The 18,241-nt window shown below is 59.5% G+C and carries 19 protein-coding genes, 1 tRNA gene and 1 pseudogene; 18 read left to right on the top strand and 3 right to left on the bottom strand.

Annotation, left to right across the window (positions count from 1 at the left end; all coding sequences use genetic code 11):
• Positions 1–231 precede the first annotated feature (231 nt).
• Positions 232–1,473, bottom strand: a complete 1,242-nt coding sequence (locus TU79_RS06850; RefSeq protein WP_057007287.1) for a tyrosine-type recombinase/integrase — start codon at positions 1,471–1,473, stop codon at positions 232–234.
• A 165-nt stretch (positions 1,474–1,638) separates the two neighbouring features.
• Positions 1,639–1,723: transfer RNA gene (locus TU79_RS06845), tRNA-Leu, on the bottom strand.
• Positions 1,724–1,831: 108 nt separating this feature from the next.
• Here TU79_RS06845 and queA point away from each other — a divergent pair.
• From queA to TU79_RS06815, 6 genes are all read left to right on the top strand, one after another.
• Entirely contained in the window at positions 1,832–2,881 is a 1,050-nt protein-coding gene (gene queA, locus TU79_RS06840) for a tRNA preQ1(34) S-adenosylmethionine ribosyltransferase-isomerase QueA (protein WP_057007286.1), read from the top strand.
• Positions 2,882–2,886: 5 nt separating this feature from the next.
• Positions 2,887–4,002: a tRNA guanosine(34) transglycosylase Tgt gene (tgt, locus tag TU79_RS06835; protein ID WP_003238437.1), complete on the top strand. Its 1,116-nt coding sequence runs from the start codon at positions 2,887–2,889 to the stop codon at positions 4,000–4,002.
• A gap of 44 nt (positions 4,003–4,046) precedes the next feature.
• On the top strand, positions 4,047–4,385 hold the full coding sequence (gene yajC / locus TU79_RS06830; RefSeq protein WP_003238439.1) for a preprotein translocase subunit YajC: 339 nt from the start codon (positions 4,047–4,049) through the stop codon (positions 4,383–4,385).
• Positions 4,386–4,447: 62 nt separating this feature from the next.
• Complete coding sequence (gene secD / locus TU79_RS06825; protein ID WP_003238441.1) at positions 4,448–6,319, top strand: protein translocase subunit SecD; 1,872 nt, start codon at positions 4,448–4,450, stop codon at positions 6,317–6,319.
• Positions 6,320–6,328: 9 nt separating this feature from the next.
• Positions 6,329–7,243 carry a protein translocase subunit SecF gene (secF, locus tag TU79_RS06820; RefSeq protein ID WP_057007285.1) on the top strand — a complete coding sequence of 305 codons (915 nt, stop codon included), beginning with the start codon at positions 6,329–6,331 and terminating at the stop codon, positions 7,241–7,243.
• A 124-nt stretch (positions 7,244–7,367) separates the two neighbouring features.
• Entirely contained in the window at positions 7,368–7,910 is a 543-nt protein-coding gene (locus TU79_RS06815; RefSeq protein ID WP_003238445.1) for a glycine zipper 2TM domain-containing protein, read from the top strand.
• Positions 7,911–8,127: 217 nt separating this feature from the next.
• Here the strand turns inward: TU79_RS06815 and suhB are convergent, their stop codons facing one another.
• Positions 8,128–8,943, bottom strand: a complete 816-nt coding sequence (suhB, locus tag TU79_RS06810; RefSeq protein ID WP_003175971.1) for a type III secretion system regulator SuhB — start codon at positions 8,941–8,943, stop codon at positions 8,128–8,130.
• A 145-nt stretch (positions 8,944–9,088) separates the two neighbouring features.
• On the opposite strand from suhB, the gene trmJ reads away from it, so the two are divergent.
• The 12 genes and pseudogenes from trmJ to rlmN form a co-directional block, all read left to right on the top strand.
• Positions 9,089–9,859: a tRNA (cytosine(32)/uridine(32)-2'-O)-methyltransferase TrmJ gene (gene trmJ, locus TU79_RS06805; protein WP_057007284.1), complete on the top strand. Its 771-nt coding sequence runs from the start codon at positions 9,089–9,091 to the stop codon at positions 9,857–9,859.
• A 2-nt stretch (positions 9,860–9,861) separates the two neighbouring features.
• Complete coding sequence (gene cysE / locus TU79_RS06800) at positions 9,862–10,644, top strand: serine O-acetyltransferase (RefSeq protein WP_057007283.1); 783 nt, start codon at positions 9,862–9,864, stop codon at positions 10,642–10,644.
• Between the two features lie 302 nt (positions 10,645–10,946).
• Positions 10,947–11,438 (top strand): Fe-S cluster assembly transcriptional regulator IscR, encoded by a 492-nt coding sequence (iscR, locus tag TU79_RS06795; protein ID WP_057007282.1) that lies wholly within the window; start codon positions 10,947–10,949, stop codon positions 11,436–11,438.
• 50 nt (positions 11,439–11,488) lie between these two features.
• Positions 11,489–12,703, top strand: a complete 1,215-nt coding sequence (locus tag TU79_RS06790) for an IscS subfamily cysteine desulfurase (RefSeq protein WP_057007281.1) — start codon at positions 11,489–11,491, stop codon at positions 12,701–12,703.
• Between the two features lie 99 nt (positions 12,704–12,802).
• Positions 12,803–13,189 carry a Fe-S cluster assembly scaffold IscU gene (gene iscU, locus TU79_RS06785; protein WP_003175965.1) on the top strand — a complete coding sequence of 129 codons (387 nt, stop codon included), beginning with the start codon at positions 12,803–12,805 and terminating at the stop codon, positions 13,187–13,189.
• A gap of 28 nt (positions 13,190–13,217) precedes the next feature.
• The gene (iscA, locus tag TU79_RS06780; RefSeq protein WP_003175963.1) at positions 13,218–13,541 is read left to right on the top strand and encodes an iron-sulfur cluster assembly protein IscA; all 324 of its coding nucleotides are present in this window, start codon (positions 13,218–13,220) and stop codon (positions 13,539–13,541) included.
• 8 nt (positions 13,542–13,549) lie between these two features.
• Positions 13,550–14,071, top strand: a complete 522-nt coding sequence (hscB, locus tag TU79_RS06775) for a co-chaperone HscB (protein WP_057007280.1) — start codon at positions 13,550–13,552, stop codon at positions 14,069–14,071.
• Positions 14,072–14,124: 53 nt separating this feature from the next.
• Entirely contained in the window at positions 14,125–15,987 is a 1,863-nt protein-coding gene (gene hscA, locus TU79_RS06770) for a Fe-S protein assembly chaperone HscA (RefSeq protein ID WP_057007279.1), read from the top strand.
• 3 nt (positions 15,988–15,990) lie between these two features.
• On the top strand, positions 15,991–16,332 hold the full coding sequence (gene fdx, locus TU79_RS06765) for an ISC system 2Fe-2S type ferredoxin (RefSeq protein WP_057007278.1): 342 nt from the start codon (positions 15,991–15,993) through the stop codon (positions 16,330–16,332).
• 14 nt (positions 16,333–16,346) lie between these two features.
• The gene (gene iscX / locus TU79_RS06760) at positions 16,347–16,547 is read left to right on the top strand and encodes a Fe-S cluster assembly protein IscX (protein ID WP_003238461.1); all 201 of its coding nucleotides are present in this window, start codon (positions 16,347–16,349) and stop codon (positions 16,545–16,547) included.
• A 91-nt stretch (positions 16,548–16,638) separates the two neighbouring features.
• The gene (ndk, locus tag TU79_RS06755) at positions 16,639–17,064 is read left to right on the top strand and encodes a nucleoside-diphosphate kinase (RefSeq protein WP_003175956.1); all 426 of its coding nucleotides are present in this window, start codon (positions 16,639–16,641) and stop codon (positions 17,062–17,064) included.
• Between the two features lie 29 nt (positions 17,065–17,093).
• Positions 17,094–18,229, top strand: a pseudogene (gene rlmN, locus TU79_RS06750) (dual-specificity RNA methyltransferase RlmN); the annotation flags it as partial.
• Positions 18,230–18,241 lie beyond the last annotated feature (12 nt).

The following is an 18,241-nucleotide window of genomic DNA, read 5'->3' as shown; positions in this document are numbered from 1 at the left end:
GCCCCGAAGCCGATAGGCTGTTACAGCGATTTGCAGGTGGAGGCGCCAATGCCAGCAGGGTTGAGGGCGTGGCTTTTCTGTAACACGACTGCTCGATGTAACACGTGGCGTTCAGAAGCTTTGCAGTGCGTGTAACGCTAAATATATTCAATAAATACAATGGGTTATTGGTTGGTGTAACACGCGTAACACCCGTAACACCATTTATGAAGGGGTATAGGGTTGACGGCTTCACACGGCCTTCCCGAATTGACCTTGCACTACATTTCCGGCCTCTAGGGAATCAAGGTGATCGGCGTACCATTGCATCATTTTTACGCGTTGCTCAAAGTATTGGGCCTTGTTGTATACCCCCGAGATGCCTTCCTCTTTGTGAGCCAACTGTGCTTCAAAATGTTCCTTCGGCCAGCCATGTTCTCGAAGTAACGTGCTCGCGGTGTGTCGAGTACCGTGTCCTACTAGACGCCCTTTGTAGCCGATGGTAGCGAAGACTTTGTTGATTGTGTTTTCGCTGATGGTTGGGTTCTTTGCTCCGACGCCGGGGAAAAGCCAGCGACTCCGTCCCGTTAAACAGTGCAGGTCCCTCAGTGCTGTAACGGCTTGGTGGGGAAGGGGGCATACAAAATCCCGGCGCATCTTCATCTTGGCAGCAGGCGTCGTCCAAATGGCCTTCTCAAGGTCGAACTCTTTCCATTCAGCCAAACGGACCATGCCTGGGCGGGATGCAGTCCAGATACAAAGCCATGCGGCGGTACGTGCCGTCAGTCTGCTCGGAGTGTTTTTGAGTGCTTGGAGAAACTCAGCGAGTTCAGGCTCCAGCAAGTGTGGATGCTGCTGAGTCTTGGGCGCCTGGGCGGCAATGTCGCGAAGGCGGCTGCCCGGATCGTTTTCGGTGAGTCCTAAACCAATCGCTCGGCCGAAGATTTGGTTGATCCAGGTGCGGCACTTTTCTGCCACGTTGTGAGCGTCTCTAGCTTCGAGGGATGCCTGGAGATCTGCGCAGTCGGTGCGGGTGATTTCGTCGAGGGGCTTATCTCCCAATGCCGGGAGTATGTCCTTGTCGAGGTAGGTGCGGATTTTGTGAAGGGTAGAGGTTGCGAGGCCCTTTTCTTCTTTGGCCTTGAGCCAAGCTTCAGCAGCAGCTCGAAACGTTCGAGCCTTGGCCGCATCGATTGCAGCTTTAGCGGATCGTTTCTGCTCAAGGGGATCGGCGCCGCTACTCACCACTTTGCGTAGATCGGCAGCTTTCTCTCTTGCCAGCGCACCGCTGACCTCTGGGTAACCCCCGAGCCCCATCCAAGCCCAATTGCCCGCCGGACGTTTATAGCGTAGCTGCCAGGATTTACCACCATCAGGTTTGACCCTGAAGTAGAGGCCGTTTCCGTCTAGCTCCCGGTATTCCTTTGACTCCGGCTCCAGCCCTGCAAGCGTCGTGTCTGCGAGAGGGCGGCGCTTGATATCTGCGCGCTTCATCCTTGTATCCCAAAGTTCGGTATTTTTCTCAGGATACAAGCAGGGATACAGGGATACAACGGATAAGGAGATACAGAGGTAGAAAGCCAGACACAAAAAAACCGGCTCAAGTGGCCGGTTTCTCTGGGTCTGAGAGTCTGGTAGAGACTTTCAGATACTGCTATATGGTGCCCCGAGGGAGACTCGAACTCCCACTCCTTTCGAAAACGGATTTTGAATCCGCCGCGTCTACCAATTCCGCCATCAGGGCTCAATGGCGGCGAAGTATAGAGACGAGATTACCGTTGGTCAATCACGTTTCATGGTCAATTTTGACTAATTCCGCTAGACTTCCCGGCCCTGCTAGACGAACCCCATCATGCGCGTTGCTGACTTTACTTTTGAGCTCCCTGATTCGCTGATCGCTCGCCACCCATTGGCCGAGCGTCGCGCCAGTCGACTGCTGACCCTGGACGGGGTGAGCGGTGCCCTCGCACACCGTCAATTCACTGATTTGCTTGAGCATTTGCGCCCGGGCGATTTGATGGTGTTCAACAATACCCGGGTGATTCCGGCGCGGCTTTTTGGCCAGAAAGCGTCCGGCGGCAAGCTGGAAATTCTGGTGGAACGGGTGCTGGACAGCCATCGCGTGCTGGCCCATGTGCGTTCCAGCAAGTCGCCGAAACCGGGCTCGAGCATCCTGATCGACGGCGGTGGCGAAGCCGAGATGGTGGCGCGCCATGACGCGTTGTTCGAGCTCAAGTTTGCCGAAGAGGTGTTGCCGCTGCTGGAGCGCGTCGGCCATATGCCGTTGCCTCCTTATATAGACCGTCCCGACGAAGACGCCGACCGCGAGCGCTATCAGACGGTTTACTCCCAGCGTCTGGGCGCCGTGGCCGCACCTACCGCCGGGCTGCATTTCGATCAGCCGCTGCTGGATGCGATTGCCGCCAAGGGCGTCGACAGCGCCTATGTGACCCTGCACGTGGGGGCCGGCACGTTTCAGCCGGTGCGTGTGGATAACATTGAAGATCATCATATGCACAGCGAATGGCTGGAAGTCAGCCAGGACGTGGTGGATGCCGTGGCGGCGTGCAAGGCGCGCGGCGGGCGGGTGGTTGCCGTGGGGACCACCAGCGTGCGCTCCCTGGAGAGTGCCGCGCGAGATGGCGTGCTCAAGCCGTTCAGCGGCGATACCGATATTTTCATCTACCCAGGCCGCCCGTTCCATGTGGTCGATTGCCTGGTCACCAACTTCCATTTGCCGGAATCCACGCTGTTGATGCTGGTGTCGGCCTTTGCCGGTTACCCCGAAACCATGGCCGCCTACCAGGCCGCCATCGCCAACGAGTACCGTTTTTTCAGTTACGGTGATGCGATGTTTATCACCCGCAATCCGGCGCCACGCGGCCCAGAGGAACAACCATGAGTCGTATGTCGTTTGAACTGCTGGCCACCGACGGCAAGGCCCGTCGTGGTCGCCTGACCTTCCCGCGCGGCACCGTCGAGACCCCGGCGTTCATGCCGGTCGGCACCTACGGCACCGTCAAGGGCATGCTGCCGCGCGACATCGTCGCCACCGGCGCCGAGATCATCCTCGGCAACACCTTCCACCTGTGGCTGCGCCCCGGCACCGAGGTGATCAAGAAGCATGGCGACCTGCATGACTTCATGAAATGGCAGGGCCCGATCCTCACCGATTCCGGTGGTTTCCAGGTGTTCAGCCTGGGCGCCATGCGCAAGATCAAGGAGGAGGGCGTGACCTTCGCCTCGCCGGTCGACGGCGCCAAGGTGTTCATGGGGCCGGAAGAGTCGATGCAGGTGCAACGCGACCTGGGTTCGGACATTGTGATGATTTTCGACGAGTGCACGCCGTACCCGGCCGATGAGGACGTGGCGCGGATTTCCATGGAGCTGTCGCTGCGTTGGGCCCAGCGTTCGAAAAACGCCCACGGCGACAACACTGCGGCGCTGTTCGGCATCGTCCAGGGCGGCATGCACGAAAGCCTGCGCAAGCGCTCGCTCGAAGGCCTCGACAAGATCGGCTTCGACGGCCTGGCCATTGGCGGTCTGTCGGTGGGCGAGCCCAAGCACGAGATGATCAAGGTGCTGGATTATCTGCCGGGCCTGATGCCTGCTGAAAAACCTCGTTACCTTATGGGCGTTGGCAAACCGGAAGATCTCGTAGAGGGTGTGCGCCGCGGTGTGGACATGTTCGATTGCGTGATGCCAACCCGTAATGCCCGCAATGGGCATCTGTTCATCGATACAGGCGTGCTGAAGATCCGTAACGCGTTCCATCGCCATGATGAATCGCCGCTGGATCCCACCTGTGACTGCTACACCTGCCAGAACTTCTCCCGTGCTTATCTGCATCATCTGGACAAGTGCGGGGAAATGCTGGGTAGCATGTTGAATACCATCCACAATTTGCGTCACTACCAAGTCCTGATGGCTGGTTTGCGCGAGGCTATTCAACAGGGTACATTGGCCGCCTTCGTCGATGCCTTCTATGCCAAGCGCGGGCTCCCTGTGCCGCCCTTGGACTGAGTTTTCCCGACCCTAAGATTCACTATTTGCAACTGGAGTGCTAAATGAGCTTTTTTATCTCTAACGCCATGGCTGACGCCGCTGCGCCTGCCGCTGCCGGCCCTATGGGCGGTGGTTTCGAGTGGATTTTCCTGGTCGGCTTCCTGGTCATCTTCTACCTGATGATCTGGCGTCCACAGGCCAAGCGCGCCAAAGAGCAGAAGAACCTGCTGGGCAGCCTGCAAAAGGGCGACGAAGTGGTGACCACGGGCGGTATCGCCGGCAAGATCACCAAGGTTGCCGATGCTTTCGTGGTACTGGAAGTCTCCGACACCGTGGAAATGAAGTTCCAGAAGGGCGCCATCGCTGCCACGCTGCCTAAAGGCACGCTCAAAGCGATCTAAGCAACAACCTTTACCAATCGACGGGGCGCGCAAGGCGCCCCGCGTTATAAGCGGGCGGCGTGATGCTGAACAAATACCCTCTGTGGAAATACGTACTGATCCTGGCGGTGCTGGCGATCGGTTTTATTTATTCCGCTCCCAATCTCTATCCTGATGACCCGGCGATCCAGATCACGGGCGCCAGCACTTCGCTGCAGGTCAATCAGGCCGATCTGGAACGCGCGAGCAAAGCACTCAATGACGCGGGTATCCAGGTTAAAGCGGCAACATTGGCCGCGGGTGCCAAGGGCGGCTTGCTGCGCCTGACCAAATCCGAAGACCAGTTGCCGGCCAAGGACGTCGTGCGCAAGGCCATGGGTGACGACTACGTTGTCGCGCTGAACCTGGCACAGACCACGCCACAATGGCTGCGCAGCATTGGCGCGCACCCGATGAAGCTGGGTCTGGACTTGTCCGGTGGTGTGCACTTCCTGCTGGAAGTCGACATGGACAAAGCCCTCGACGCGCGCCTGAAAGTTTACGAAGGCGACGTGAAGAGCCTGCTGCGCAAAGAGAAGTTGCGTTATCGCAGCCTGCCGCAGCTCAACGGTGCCATCCAGTTGGGCTTCTCTGATGAAGCGTCCCGCGAACAGGCCCGTGCGCTGATTCGCAAGAACTTCAATGACTTCGACATCGTGCCGGCCGACCTCAATGGTCAGGCGGTACTGCGTCTGGCGATGAGCCCGGCGAAGATCGCGGAAATCCGCGAATACTCCATCAAGCAGAACCTGACCACGGTGCGTAACCGTGTCAACGAGCTGGGTGTGGCCGAGCCGATCGTGCAGCGTCAGGGCGCCAACCGTATCGTGGTTGAATTGCCGGGCGTGCAGGACACCGCTGAAGCCAAGCGTATCCTGGGTAAAACCGCCAACCTGGAGTTCCGTCTCGCGGCTGAGCCGGGTGCTACCCGCGCCACCTCCGAAGAGTTCGAGTTCCGCGAAGGCAATCGTCCTCCTGCGCTGATCGAGCGCGGCCTGATCATCACCGGTGACCAGGTCACCGATGCCAAGGCCGGTTTCGACTCGCAGCACGGTACTCCCGAAGTGAACATCCGCCTGGATGGCCACGGCGGCGACCTGATGAACCGCGCCACGCGCAGCAACGTCGGTCGCAGCATGGCGGTGATCTTCATCGAGCAACGCCCGGTGACCACCTACACCAAGCAGATGGTCAACGGCGTCGAGAAAGACGTGCCGGTGCAGACCTTCAAGGAAGAGAAGAAGATCATCAGCCTGGCGACCATCCAGTCGCCGCTGGGTGCTCAATTTCGCATCACCGGCCTGAACGGCCAGGGCGAATCCTCGGAGCTGGCGCTGTTGCTGCGTGCCGGTGGCCTGGCGGCGCCGATGTACTTCGCTGAAGAGCGCACCATTGGCCCGAGCCTGGGTGCCGACAACATCACCAAGGGTGTCGATGCGGCCTTGTGGGGCATGCTGTTCGTGTCGCTGTTCATCATCGCCATCTACCGCTTCTTCGGCGTGATCGCCACCGTCGCCCTGGCGGGCAACATGGTGATGCTGCTGGCCCTGATGTCGCTGCTGGGTGCAACGCTGACCCTGCCGGGTATCGCCGGTATCGTACTCACCATGGGTATGGCGGTGGACGCCAACGTGCTGATTTTCTCGCGGATTCGTGAAGAGATCGCCGCCGGCATGACGGTGCAGCGCGCAATCAACGAAGGCTTCGGCCGGGCATTTACCGCGATTCTCGACTCCAACCTGACCACTCTGCTGGTCGGCGGGATTCTCTTTGCCATGGGCACCGGCCCGGTCAAAGGTTTTGCGGTGACCATGTCCCTGGGTATCTTTACCTCGATGTTCACGGCCATCATGGTGACCCGCGCAATGGTCAACCTGATCTTTGGCGGACGTGACTTCAAGAAGTTGTGGATTTAAGGGGCTGCCATGTTACGTACAATCAACTTCATGGGCGTTCGCAACGTTGCGTTCGGCGTCACCGTGCTCCTTACCGTTCTGGCGTTGTTCAGCTGGTTCCATAAGGGCCTGAACTACGGTCTGGACTTCACCGGCGGTACGCTCATCGAGCTGACCTACGAGAAGCCGGCCGACGTCACCCTGGTGCGCAACGAGCTGGTCAAGGCCGGCTATCACGAAGCCGTGGTGCAGAGCTTTGGTGCCACCACCGACTTGCTGGTGCGCATGCCGGGCGAAGACCCGCAACTGGGTCACCAGGTGGCCGAGGCCTTGCAGAAGGTCGGCGGGGACAACCCGGCGTCGGTCAAGCGCGTCGAGTTCGTGGGCCCGCAAGTGGGTGAAGAGCTGCGCGACCAGGGCGGCCTCGGCATGCTGATGGCGCTGGTCGGCATCATGATCTACCTGGCTTTCCGCTTTCAGTGGAAGTTCGGTGTCGGCGCCATTGTGTCGCTGATCCACGATGTGATCGTGACCGTGGGTATCCTGGCGTATTTCCAGATTACCTTCGACCTGACCGTGCTGGCGGCCGTGCTGGCGATCATTGGTTACTCGCTCAACGACACCATCGTGGTATTCGACCGTGTTCGTGAGAACTTCCGCGTGCTGCGCAAGGCGTCGTTGATCGAAAACATCAACATTTCTACCACCCAGACGCTGCTGCGCACCATGGCGACGTCGATCTCCACCTTGCTGGCGATTGCCGCGCTGATGATCTTCGGTGGCGACAACTTGTGGGGCTTCTCCCTGGCGCTGTTCATCGGCGTTCTGGCGGGCACCTACTCGTCGATCTACATCGCCAACGTGGTGCTGATCTGGCTGAACCTCAACAGCGAAGACCTGATTCCTCCGGCCAGCACTGGCAAGGAGGTCGACGACCGTCCTTGATGGGCGTTTGTTGACACGCTGTTACAAAAGAGGCACGAGGATTGAACTCGTGCCTTTTTTTTTGCTCCAAGGCTGGGTATAGCGCGGATCTTTCGGTCCGCTTGTGATGGTCAGGAGGTTCAACGTGAACAAGTCGTTGCTGGTTGGTGCGGTATTGGGTGCTGTCGGTGTGACTGCCGGGGGCGCTGTTGCCACCTACAGCCTGGTAAAAAGCGGCCCTGAGTATGCGCAAGTACTGGCGGCACAGCCGGTAAAAACCCAGATTAAAACGCCACGTGAGGTCTGCAAGGACGTCGCGGTGACTCGGCAGAAGCCGGTGCAGGATCAGCATCAGATCGTCGGTACCGTGGTCGGTGCGCTGGCCGGTGGTCTGTTGGGTAACCAGGTCGGTGGCGGTAACGGCAAAAAGCTGGCCACCGTAGCCGGTGCGGTCGGTGGCGGTTACGCCGGCAACAAGGTTCAGGAAGGCATGCAGAACCGCGATACCTACACCACTACCCAGACACGTTGTAACACTGTCAACGACATCAGCGACAAGGTGGTCGGCTATGACGTGCGTTACACACTGGATGGCAAGGAAGGCACCGTGCGCATGGATCGCGATCCAGGCGGTCAGATTCCTGTGGATAAAGAGGGTCGTCTGATCCTGGGTCAGAACCAGCAGTAATCCAGGGGACGATTCAAAGCCCTGTGCAGTAAAAATGTGGGAGGGGGCTTGCTCCCGATAGCGGTGGATCAGTCGATGGCTTTATAGACTGGCACACTGCAATCGGGAGCAAGCCCCCTCCCACATTTGCCATCCGATGTTGTTGGAATGTGTGTTCATGCCATATTCCAGGCATGAAAAAAGCACCCCCGTGGGGTGCTTTTTTTTGTCTGCTCGCTTAGCGCTTCAGCGAGGCCGGCAGGTGCGGCTGGATTGCTGTCAGCACGGCCTTGAAGCACTTGGTGTTGCCGGCAACCACATGGCCTTTCTCAAGGAAATCATGACCGCCGGTGAAGTCGCTCACCAGGCCGCCGGCCTCTTGAATCAACAGGGCGCCCGCAGCCATGTCCCACTCGGACAGGCCCGACTCCCAGAACGCATCAAAACGACCGGCGGCCACGTAAGCCAGGTCCAGGCTCGCTGCGCCGGCGCGACGGATGCCGGCGGTCTGGCCGACCAGGGCGCGGAACATGCCCAGGTAGTTTTCCAGGTTGTCCATCTGGTCGTCACGGAACGGGAAGCCGGTGCCCAGCAGGGCGCCGTCCAGGCTGGTGCGACCACTGACGCGCAGGCGGCGACCATTGAGCTGGGCGCCACGGCCACGGCTGGCGGTGAATTCTTCCTGGCGAACCGGGTCGAGAACCACTGCGTGCTCAAGGCGACCACGGTATTTGCAGGCAATGCTCACGGCAAAGTGCGGGATGCCGCGCAGGAAGTTGGTGGTGCCATCCAGTGGGTCGATGATCCACAGGTAGTCTTCGCCTTCGCCGCTGCCTTTGTGCAGGCCGGTTTCTTCGCCGAGGATGCCGTGGGTAGGGTAGGCCTTGCGCAGAGCGTCGATGATTTTCTGTTCGGCGGCGCGATCCACCTCGGATACGTAATCCTTGGCGTCTTTTTCGTCGACCTTGATGGTATCCAGGCGCTCGATGGAGCGGAAGATCAATTCACTGGCGCTGCGGGCGGCGCGCAGCGCGATATTCAGCATGGGCTGCATGGATAGGTCACCTAAGGTTGTTAAAGAAAGCCGGGCAGTTTAGCAGAAACTTTCTTCAGGTGAAGAGCGGCGTTAGCTTTCGTGGCATAACCTTAGGCTGTTCTGTAAGATTTGCTCCCCTTTCCCGTGTCCGAGAGCGCCTCCCTTGCTGCAAAACATTCGTGTCGTCCTCGTCAATACCAGTCACCCCGGCAATATCGGCGGGGTGGCGCGGGCCATGAAGAACATGGGGCTGACGCGCCTGGTGCTGGTCGAGCCGCGGGTATTCCCGCACCACGAGGCCGATGCCCGTGCGTCCGGCGCCAATGACCTGCTCGCGAGCGCCCAGGTCGTCGCCACCCTGGAAGATGCGCTGGTGGGCTGCAATCTCGTGCTCGGCACCAGTGCCCGTGACCGACGCATCCCGTGGCCGCTGCTGGACCCGCGTGAGTGCGGCACCAAGGTGATCGAAGAAGCCGCCGACGGCGCCGAAATCGCCCTGGTGTTTGGTCGTGAAGACTCCGGCCTCACCAATGAAGAACTGCAGCGATGTCACTACCATGTGCACATTCCATCCGACCCTGAGTTCAGCTCGCTGAACCTCGGGGCGGCGGTGCAGGTGCTGAGTTACGAGGTGCGCATGGCCTGGCTGGCGGCGGCAGGTCAGCCGAGCAAGGTCGAGAAGGATGAAGTGGCATCGACCAAAAGTGGCGAGCTGGCCACCATGGACGAGCTGGAGCGTTTCTATGAGCACCTGGAGCAAACTCTGGTGGCCATCGAGTTTCTCGATCCGGAAAAGCCACGGCACCTGATGGCGCGCCTGCGTCGCCTGTATGGGCGCAGTTCGGTGAGCCGTGCGGAAATGAACATATTGCGTGGCATCCTCACGGAAACCCAGAAAGCGGCCCGTGGCGAGCTGCTTAAGCGGAAGGATTAACAATGTTCGAGCGTTTGCGAGAAGACATCCAAAGCGTTTTCCACCGTGATCCGGCGGCGCGCAATGCCTTTGAAGTGCTGACCTGCTACCCGGGCATGCATGCGATCTGGATCCACCGCCTGTCCGGCTTCTTTTGGGGCATGGGCTGGAAGTGGCTGGCACGGCTGGTGTCGAACTTCGGCCGCTGGCTGACCGGGATCGAGATTCACCCGGGCGCCAAGGTCGGGCGTCGTTTTTTCATCGATCACGGCATGGGCATTGTGATCGGTGAGACCGCTGAAATCGGCGACGATGTGACGCTGTACCAGGGCGTGACCCTGGGCGGCACCAGTTGGAACAAAGGCAAGCGCCACCCGACCCTGGAAAATGGCGTGGTGGTGGGGGCGGGCGCCAAGGTGCTCGGCCCGTTCACGGTGGGGGCTGGCGCCAAAGTGGGTTCCAACGCCGTGGTGACCAAGGCGGTGCCGGCCGGCGCAACGGTGGTGGGTATTCCCGGTCGCATCATCGTCAAGCCGGAAGTCGGCGACGAGCAGGAAGCCAAGCGTAAGGCCATGGCCGAGAAGATCGGCTTCGATGCCTACGGCGTCAGCGAGGACATGCCCGACCCCGTGGCGCGCGCCATCGGCCAGTTGCTCGACCACCTGCAGGCGGTTGATGGCAAGCTGGACGGCATGTGCGGCGCGCTCAAGGAGCTGGGCAGCAGTTATTGCGCCAAGGATTTGCCTGAGCTGCGTGAAGAAGACTTCGCCGAGATCAAGGACGAAGCCGCTACCAAAGCAAGCTGATTGCTGCCAGTCGCCACCAATCCCCTGTGGGAGGGGGCTTGCTCCCGATAGCGGTATGTCAGTCGTCTAATTCAGTGACAGGCCCATTGCAATCGGGAGCAAGCCGCTTCCCACATTTGACCTTCATTGGTCCTGGGTTTGAGCGTCGTCCCCGTTCCCGCTGTTCGTCCCCACCCCATCCTGCTATGATTTGCGCGCCTTTTTTACGGGTAATCCTGACTAAAGTACTGGGTCTTATAGTTGACTTAAATACTCGGGAATCGCATACTTGCTCCCATTCTGAAACACCTTGGTACTTGTCCATGAGACTGACTACAAAAGGCCGATACGCGGTAACCGCCATGCTTGACTTGGCCTTGCACGCGCAAACTGGCCCGGTGTCCCTGGCCGATATCTCCGAGCGCCAAGGCATTTCGCTGTCTTACCTCGAGCAGCTGTTCGCCAAATTGCGCCGCAGCAATCTGGTCTCCAGCGTTCGCGGTCCGGGTGGCGGCTATCAGTTGTCCCGCGAGATGCAGGGCATCCAGGTGGCCCAGGTGATCGATGCGGTCAACGAATCCGTCGATGCCACCAAGTGCCAGGGCCTGGGTGATTGCCACGCCGGCGACACCTGCCTGACTCACCACCTGTGGTGTGACTTGAGCCTGCAGATCCATGAGTTTTTGAGTGGTATCAGCTTGGCTGATCTTGTGACTCGCCGTGAGGTGCAAGAAGTAGCCCAGCGTCAGGACCAGCGCCGTTGCAACACCAGGGCGCCGCGTCTGGACAAGATTGAAGCGTCCGCCGTCGAGTGACAGCCGAAGAGCTAACGGCACGCCAGCCAGCCTGATTTAGGAGAAAGTCCATGAAATTGCCAATTTACCTTGATTACTCGGCGACCACCCCGGTTGACCCGCGTGTTGCGCAAAAGATGAGTGAATGCCTGCTGGTTGACGGAAACTTCGGCAACCCGGCCTCCCGCTCCCACGTATTCGGCTGGAAAGCCGAGGAAGCGGTCGAGAACGCTCGTCGCCAGGTCGCCGACCTGGTGGGCGCAGACCCGCGTGAGATCGTCTGGACCTCCGGTGCCACCGAGTCCGATAACCTGGCGATCAAGGGCGCGGCGCATTTTTACGCGACCAAGGGCAAGCACCTGATCACCACCAAAATTGAGCACAAGGCTGTCCTCGACACCATGCGCCAACTGGAGCGTGAAGGGTTTGAGGTGACTTACCTTGAGCCAACCACCGACGGTATCGTCACCCCGGCCATGATCGAAGCCGCGATGCGTGAAGACACCATCCTGGTTTCCGTGATCCACGTGAACAACGAAATCGGCACCATCAACGACATCGCCGCCATCGGCGAGCTGACGCGCTCCAAGGGTGTATTGCTGCATGTCGACGCTGCTCAGTCCACCGGCAAGGTCGATATCGACCTGTCCAAGCTGAAAGTCGACCTGATGGCGTTCTCGGCCCACAAGACCTACGGCCCTAAAGGCATCGGCGCTCTCTATGTAAGCCGCAAGCCTCGCGTGCGTATCGAAGCGGCCATGCACGGCGGTGGTCACGAGCGCGGCATGCGTTCGGGCACCCTGGCTACCCACCAGATCGTTGGCATGGGTGAAGCCTTCCGCGTAGCCAAGGAAGACATGGCTGCCGAAAATATTCGTATCAAGGCCCTCAGCGATCGCTTCTACAAGCAGGTCGAGCACCTTGAAGAGCTGTACGTCAACGGCAGCATGACTGCCCGCGTACCGCACAACCTGAACCTGAGCTTCAACTACGTCGAAGGCGAGTCGCTGATCATGGCGCTCAAGGACCTGGCGGTGTCGTCCGGTTCGGCCTGCACCTCGGCCTCCCTTGAGCCTTCGTACGTACTGCGCGCCCTGGGCCGCAATGACGAACTGGCACACAGCTCGATCCGCTTTACCTTCGGCCGCTTCACCACCGAAGAGCAGGTCGACTACGCCGCACAGAAAGTGTGCGAGGCGGTCAACAAGCTGCGCGTTCTGTCGCCGCTGTGGGACATGTTCAAAGACGGTGTCGACATCTCCAAGATCGAGTGGGCGGCACACTAAATTATAGAAGCCGCCACCCAGGCTCTGTAGGAACATGGCGGAAACGCAGGCGTTTCTACAGGGTTCCAGAGCGGCCCTGATGAGTGAGGATTGAGTACCATGGCTTACAGCGAAAAGGTCATCGACCACTACGAAAACCCGCGCAACGTCGGCAAGATGAACGCGGAAGACCCTGATGTGGGCACCGGCATGGTCGGCGCTCCGGCGTGCGGCGATGTGATGCGCCTGCAGATCAAGGTCAACGACGCTGGCGTTATCGAAGACGCCAAGTTCAAGACCTACGGCTGCGGTTCAGCCATTGCCTCCAGCTCCCTGGCGACCGAATGGATGAAAGGCAAGACCCTGGATGAGGCTGTCACCATCAGCAACACCCAACTGGCCGAAGAACTGGCCCTGCCGCCGGTGAAAATCCACTGCTCCGTACTCGCCGAGGACGCCATCAAGGCGGCCGTTCGCGACTACAAGCAGAAGAAAGGCTTGATCTAAGCATTTGGCGACGAGTAAGGAGTCAACGATGGCTATCAGCATGACAGAAGCGGCAGCGCAGCATATTCGCCGCTCCCTGAATGGGCGCGGTAAAGGTGAGGGGATTCGTCTGGGTGTTCGCACCACGGGCTGTTCCGGCCTTGCCTACGTGCTGGAGTTTGTCGACGAGGTGGTTGCGGAAGACCAGGTGTTCGAAAGTCACGGCGAGAAAGTGATCATCGACCCCAAGAGCCTGACCTACCTGGACGGCACCGAACTCGATTTCGTCAAGGAAGGGTTGAACGAAGGCTTCAAGTTCAACAACCCCAACGTACGCGGTGAATGTGGCTGCGGCGAAAGCTTCAACATCTGAGGCTATTTGTGGGCACTCCTTGTCATTTCGCTTTATTCGAGCTGCAGCCGAGCTTTCGGCTGAACCTTGAGCAGCTTGCCACGCGCTACCGAGAATTGGCGCGTGGGGTGCATCCGGACCGCTTTGCTGACGCTTCCGAGCGCGAGCAACGCCAGGCGCTGGAGCAATCGGCCAGCCTCAACGAAGCCTATCAGACGCTCAAGAGCCCTGCGAAACGCGCGCGCTACCTGCTCGCGATGAACGGTGGCGAGCTGCCCCTTGAAGTCACGGTGCACGACCCGGACTTCCTGATGCAGCAGATGCAGTGGCGCGAAGAACTCGAAGATCTGCAGGACGAAGCCGATGTGGCGGGTGTCGCGGTCTTCAAGCGTCGGCTGAAAACGGCCCAGGAAGAGCTCAACGAAAGCTTCGCAGCCTGTTGGGATGATGCAGCGCAACGTGAACAGGCCGAACGCCTGATGCGGCGCATGCAGTTCCTCGACAAGCTCACCTACGAAGTGCGCCAGCTTGAAGAGCGCCTCGACGATTAACCCAGTGTGCTGCCCGTGATGCACGCCTGATAGACAGATAAGACCTGATTACCATGGCTCTACTGCAAATCGCCGAACCCGGCCAAAGCCCTCAACCGCACCAGCGTCGCCTGGCGGTCGGGATTGACCTGGGCACCACCAATTCCCTGGTCGCCGCCCTGCGCAGCGGCCTGTCCGAGCCGTTGCCCGACGCCGATGGCAAGGTGATCCTGCCGTCCGCTGTGCGTTATCACGCAGACCGTACCGAAGTGGGCGAGTCGGCCAAACTGGCAGCCTCCACCGATCCGTTGAATACCGTGCTGTCGGTCAAGCGCCTGATGGGCCGTGGCCTGTCTGACGTCAAGCAACTGGGTGAGCAACTGCCGTACCGCTTTGTCGGCGGCGAATCCCATATGCCGTTCATCGACACCGTGCAGGGGCCGAAAAGCCCGGTGGAAGTGTCCGCCGATATTCTCAAGGTGCTGCGCCAGCGCGCGGAAACCACCTTGGGCGGCGAACTGGTCGGCGCGGTGATTACCGTGCCGGCGTATTTCGATGACGCGCAGCGCCAGGCCACCAAGGACGCGGCGAAACTCGCCGGCCTCAACGTGCTGCGCCTGCTCAACGAGCCAACCGCAGCCGCGGTGGCGTATGGCCTCGATCAGCACGCCGAAGGCCTGGTCGCGATCTACGACCTGGGCGGCGGCACCTTCGATATCTCGATTCTGCGCCTGACCGGCGGTGTGTTTGAAGTGCTCGCCACCGGTGGCGACAGCGCCCTGGGCGGTGATGACTTCGACCACGCCATCGCTGGCTGGATTATCACCAGCGCCGGCTTGTCCGCCGACCTGGACCCGGGCGCGCAGCGTAACCTGCTGCAAACTGCCTGTGCAGCCAAGGAAGCGCTGACGGAGGCTGCCTCTGTTGAAGTGTCCTACGGCAACTGGTCGGCCCAACTGACCCGCCAAGCCTTCGATGCGCTGATCGAGCCGATGGTCGCGCGTAGCCTCAAGGCCTGCCGCCGCGCGGTGCGCGATTCCGGCATCGAGCTGGAAGAGGTGGTGGCGGTGGTCATGGTCGGCGGTTCGACTCGCGTGCCCCGCGTGCGTGATGCAGTGGCCGAAGCATTTGGCCGTCAGCCCCTCACCGAAATCGACCCGGATCAAGTGGTTGCCATCGGCGCGGCAATCCAGGCCGATACCCTGGCCGGTAACAAACGCGAGGGTGGCGAGTTGCTGTTGCTCGACGTGATTCCATTGTCCCTTGGGCTGGAAACCATGGGCGGTCTGATGGAGAAGGTGATTCCGCGCAACACCACCATCCCCGTCGCCCGCGCCCAGGACTTCACCACGTACAAAGACGGCCAGACGGCCATGATGATTCATGTGCTGCAAGGCGAGCGCGAACTGATCAGCGACTGCCGCTCACTGGCGCGCTTCGAGTTGCGCGGCATTCCAGCGATGGTCGCCGGTGCAGCGAAAATTCGCGTGACCTTCCAGGTAGACGCCGATGGTTTGCTCAGCGTGGCTGCGCGTGAGCTCGGTTCGGGCGTTGAAGCCAGCATTCAGGTCAAGCCGTCCTACGGCCTCACCGACGGCGAAATTGCCAAAATGCTCAAGGACTCGTTCCAATACGCCGGTGACGACAAGGTCGCTCGCGTACTGCGCGAGCAACAAGTCGACGCGCAGCGCCTGCTCGAAGCGGTGCAGGGCGCCCTGGAAGCTGACGGCGAGCGCCTGCTGGATGCCGAAGAGCGCATGGTCATCGATCTGCAGATGCAGGAACTGGCCGAACTGATGAAAGGCACCGATGGTTATGCCATCGAGCAGCAGACCAAACGTCTGTCGCAAGTGACCGATGCTTTCGCCGCCCGCCGTATGGACCAGTCGGTAAAAGCCGCCCTGGCGGGCCGCAACCTGAATGAACTCGAGGAATAATTAATGCCGCAGGTCATTTTTCTGCCACACGCCGAGCATTGCCCGGACGGTATGGTTGTTGAGGCTGAGACCGGCAAGTCCATCCTCGACGTTGCCCATGACAACCACATCGAGATCGAAAGCGCCTGTGGCGGTGTCTGCGCCTGCACTACCTGCCACTGCATCATCCGCGAAGGGTTCAATTCCCTGGAAGAAGCAGACGAGCTGGAAGAGGACTTTCTCGACCGTGCCTGGGGCCTGGAATCGCATTCGCGCCTGAGCTGCCAGGCGAAGGTCGGGACTGAGGACATCACTGTCGAGATTCCGAAATATTCCCTCAACCATGCAGCCGAAGCGCCGCATTGATTCAAGGAAATGTCATGAGCCTGAAATGGGTTGATGTACAAGAAATCGCTATACAACTTGCTGAAGCCCATCCTGAGGTCAATCCTCTTACGGTGAACTTCGTCAAGCTGCGCAACCTCGTAATGGAGCTGCCGGATTTTGACGACATCCCGGACCGGGGTGGCGAAAAGGTTCTCGAGGCGATTCAAGGCCTGTGGATCGAAGAAGCAGACTGAGTCGCCTTTTACGCAGTTAGGCAATACCTGATAACCCGCGTATAATTCGCGGGTTTAATTTTTCGTAAATTACCGTTTCTGGAGTTACACCATGGCTGTTCAACGTACTTTCTCCATCATCAAGCCTGACGCTGTTGCAAAAAACGTCATCGGCGAGATCACCACTCGTTTCGAAAAAGCCGGCCTGAAGGTTGTAGCCTCGAAACTCAAGCAACTGTCCAAGGCCGAAGCTGAAGGCTTCTACGCTGAGCACAGCGCCCGTGGTTTCTTCGGTGACCTGGTTGCTTTCATGATCTCCGGTCCTGTTGTTGTTCAGGTGCTGGAAGGCGAAAACGCCATCGCGCTGAACCGTGAGCTGATGGGCGCCACCAACCCTAAAGAAGCGGCTGCCGGCACCATCCGTGCTGATTTCGCTGAGTCCATCGACGCCAACGCCGTACACGGTTCGGACTCCGAAGCCGCTGCTGCTCGCGAAATTTCGTACTTTTTCGCTGCTACTGAAGTAACCGCTCGCTAAGCATCGGCTTAAAGAGTGAGGGTGAATCCATGACGACATCGACTGTTAAAACCAACCTGCTGGGTCTGACTCAGCCGGAAATGGAGAAATTCTTCGACTCAATCGGGGAGAAGCGCTTCCGTGCCGGTCAGGTAATGAAATGGATTCACCACTTTGGTGTCGATGATTTCGACGCCATGACGAACGTCAGCAAGGCCCTGCGCGACAAGCTCAAGGCCATTGCCGAGGTTCGTGGTCCGGAAGTGGTCAGCGAGGACATCTCCAGCGACGGCACCCGCAAGTGGGTGGTGCGCGTGGCGTCCGGCAGCTGCGTCGAGACCGTTTACATCCCTCAGGGCAAGCGCGGCACCTTGTGCGTTTCGTCCCAGGCAGGCTGTGCCCTGGACTGCAGTTTCTGCTCCACCGGCAAGCAAGGCTTCAACAGCAACCTCACCGCCGCCGAAGTTATCGGCCAGGTGTGGATTGCCAATAAATCCTTTGGCAGCGTCCCGGCAACCGTCGACCGTGCCATCACCAACGTGGTGATGATGGGCATGGGTGAGCCGCTGCTGAACTTCGATAACGTGATTGCGGCCATGCACCTGATGATGGACGACCTGGGCTACGGAATCTCCAAGCGCCGTGTGACCCTGTCGACCTCCGGCGTGGTGCCGATGATCGATGAGCTGGCCAAGCACATCGACGTCTCCCTGGCGTTGTCGCTGCACGCACCCAATGACGCATTGCGTAACCAATTGGTGCCAATCAACAAGAAGTATCCGCTTAAGATGCTGCTCGAATCCTGCCAGCGTTACATGGCGACCCTGGGCGAGAAACGCGTGCTGACCATTGAGTACACCATGCTCAAGGACATCAACGACAAGGTCGAACACGCCGTCGAGATGATCGAGTTGCTCAAGAACACCCCGTGCAAGATCAACCTTATTCCGTTCAACCCGTTTCCACATTCCGGCTACGAGCGGCCAAGCAACAACGCCATTCGCCGTTTTCAGGATCAACTGCACCAGGCCGGCTACAACGTCACCGTGCGCACCACCCGTGGTGAAGACATCGACGCCGCCTGTGGCCAATTGGTAGGGCAGGTGATGGACCGCACCCGCCGCAGCGAACGTTACATCGCCGTGCGTGAATTGAACGCCGCTGACGATCTGCCGCAAATCGCTGTGAATCGAATCTG

It is taken from the genome of Pseudomonas trivialis (assembly GCF_001439805.1).
Taxonomy (GTDB): domain Bacteria; phylum Pseudomonadota; class Gammaproteobacteria; order Pseudomonadales; family Pseudomonadaceae; genus Aquipseudomonas; species Aquipseudomonas trivialis.
This window is presented reverse-complemented; position numbering and strand designations above follow the sequence as displayed.

Bases quoted from the DNA above. Each gene is read 5' to 3' on its own strand.
- iscX (WP_003238461.1), top strand. From the start codon at position 16,347: ATGAGCCTGAAATGGGTTGATGTACAAGAAATCGCTATACAACTTGCT.
- TU79_RS06790 (WP_057007281.1), top strand. From the start codon at position 11,489: ATGAAATTGCCAATTTACCTTGATTACTCGGCGACCACCCCGGTTGAC.
- hscA (WP_057007279.1), top strand. From the start codon at position 14,125: ATGGCTCTACTGCAAATCGCCGAACCCGGCCAAAGCCCTCAACCGCAC.
- secD (WP_003238441.1), top strand. From the start codon at position 4,448: ATGCTGAACAAATACCCTCTGTGGAAATACGTACTGATCCTGGCGGTG.
- queA (WP_057007286.1), top strand. From the start codon at position 1,832: ATGCGCGTTGCTGACTTTACTTTTGAGCTCCCTGATTCGCTGATCGCT.
- tgt (WP_003238437.1), top strand. From the start codon at position 2,887: ATGTCGTTTGAACTGCTGGCCACCGACGGCAAGGCCCGTCGTGGTCGC.
- ndk (WP_003175956.1), top strand. From the start codon at position 16,639: ATGGCTGTTCAACGTACTTTCTCCATCATCAAGCCTGACGCTGTTGCA.
- secF (WP_057007285.1), top strand. From the start codon at position 6,329: ATGTTACGTACAATCAACTTCATGGGCGTTCGCAACGTTGCGTTCGGC.
- iscA (WP_003175963.1), top strand. From the start codon at position 13,218: ATGGCTATCAGCATGACAGAAGCGGCAGCGCAGCATATTCGCCGCTCC.
- TU79_RS06850 (WP_057007287.1), bottom strand. From the start codon at position 1,473: ATGAAGCGCGCAGATATCAAGCGCCGCCCTCTCGCAGACACGACGCTT.
- cysE (WP_057007283.1), top strand. From the start codon at position 9,862: ATGTTCGAGCGTTTGCGAGAAGACATCCAAAGCGTTTTCCACCGTGAT.
- iscR (WP_057007282.1), top strand. From the start codon at position 10,947: ATGAGACTGACTACAAAAGGCCGATACGCGGTAACCGCCATGCTTGAC.
- iscU (WP_003175965.1), top strand. From the start codon at position 12,803: ATGGCTTACAGCGAAAAGGTCATCGACCACTACGAAAACCCGCGCAAC.
- fdx (WP_057007278.1), top strand. From the start codon at position 15,991: ATGCCGCAGGTCATTTTTCTGCCACACGCCGAGCATTGCCCGGACGGT.
- yajC (WP_003238439.1), top strand. From the start codon at position 4,047: ATGAGCTTTTTTATCTCTAACGCCATGGCTGACGCCGCTGCGCCTGCC.
- suhB (WP_003175971.1), bottom strand. From the start codon at position 8,943: ATGCAGCCCATGCTGAATATCGCGCTGCGCGCCGCCCGCAGCGCCAGT.